1 protein-coding gene and 1 pseudogene are annotated in these 1,070 nt (G+C 65.0%); both read right to left on the bottom strand.

Features of this window, described 5'->3' with window-relative positions; genetic code table 11:
• Positions 1-690: acyltransferase family protein (locus tag ACYVDE_RS23910; RefSeq protein WP_460504026.1), on the bottom strand; the 690-nt coding region annotated here is incomplete at its 3' end.
• 192 nt (positions 691-882) lie between these two features.
• A pseudogene (locus ACYVDE_RS23905) lies at positions 883-1,070 on the bottom strand (anhydro-N-acetylmuramic acid kinase); the annotation flags it as partial.

Below are 1,070 nucleotides of genomic sequence, written 5' to 3'. Positions count from 1 at the left end.
GGCGCCCAGCAGGCCGGTGGACAGCGCGGGCAGCGTGCCGAGCAGGCCTTCCGGGTCCCAGGTTTTGCTGGTTTTCCAGAGGTGGGGCTCGGTGAGGACGAGGCGGTCGAGCCAGGCCCCGAGGTTGGTGGCGGGCTCTAGGTTGGCCGGGCCGAAGCCGGGCACTGGCACCAGCTGCAGCAGCACCGCGTAGCCAATGAGGAAGGCCGCCACCAGCCACAGCTGCGTACGCCGGCTGGTGGTGAGGAAAATGACGCTGCACCCGAAAAACACCAGTGCAATGCGCTGCAGCACCCCCATGATGCGCACCACTGAAAAGTCGAACTTCGGATAAAGCGACAGCAGCAGCCCCAGCCCAAACAGCACCGCCGCCCGGCGGGCCACCCGGCCCAGCGTGGCCCCAAGCGGCCTGCCGCGACGCTTCACGCCATCGAGCGCGTACACTAGGCTCACGCCCACGATGAACAGGAAAAACGGGAAGATGAGGTCAGTGGGCGTGCAGCCGTTCCATTCGGCGTGCTCCAGCGGCGGGTAGATGTGGCCCCAGTCGCCGGGGTTGTTCACCAGAATCATGGCCATCACGGTGAGGCCGCGAAACACGTCGAGGCTGATGAGGCGGCCGGGCTGCGAGGCTTCGGCCAGCGGCTGCGCGCCGGTAGTGTCGAGGGCGGCTTGGGTGGTGGAGTTCATGGGCGGGTGGGAGAGGTCTGGGCGGTGTAGACAGCAGAAAAACAAAAGAACGTCATGCTGAGCGCAGCCGAAGCATCTCGCGTGCTTTAGTAATCCAATCGCCAGAAAAGATTTACTACCACACGCGAGATGCTTCGACTGCGCTCAGCATGACGTTCTTTTCTGCCGGTCTATCAATCACAAAACTGCCGATTACCCCGGAAACGACACCTTGCCCATGCTCACGGCCGGTACCCGCTGCCGCCCCGCGCCAATGGCCACCGGCGTGCCCGCTACCGCCTCGTTGGCCAGCACGGCAAACAGAATGGCCTCTTTGGCATCGCCGGGCACGCCCAGCTCGTCGGTACGGGTGAAGAGGGTGCCGGGCAGGTGGCGGGCCA

The organism is Hymenobacter agri (genome assembly GCF_054778495.1).
This window is presented reverse-complemented; position numbering and strand designations above follow the sequence as displayed.